Source organism: Aureimonas sp. N4, assembly GCF_001463925.1.
Lineage (GTDB): Bacteria > Pseudomonadota > Alphaproteobacteria > Rhizobiales > Rhizobiaceae > Aureimonas > Aureimonas ureilytica_A.
Genome location: NZ_BBWS01000079.1, coordinates 1 through 231, shown reverse-complemented (window position 1 = coordinate 231; position 231 = coordinate 1). Strand labels below are relative to the sequence as shown.

The 231-nt window shown below is 64.1% G+C and carries 1 protein-coding gene; it reads left to right on the top strand.

From position 1 onward, the window contains the following. On the top strand, positions 1-231 hold a 231-nt coding region (locus AUL28_RS23130), incomplete at both ends, for a hypothetical protein (protein WP_192843520.1).

Sequence of the window (231 nt, the reverse complement as noted above, 5' to 3'; positions counted from 1 at the left end):
TCTCGAACGGCAGCGACCTGAACGGCGATCGGATCACCGATTATGAAAGCGGCGAGAAGCTGACGTTCTCGTATTACAACTACGACCCGGTGACGGGGCTCGCGAAGGCGCCCGACATCCGTCTGGTGACGCTGGGCGGTGACAGCCGGATCGAGATCGACGCCAACCGGGACGGCGTGTTCGAAAGCGCGGTGACGCTGGAAGGCGTGACCGGCGGCACGCTCGTCACCA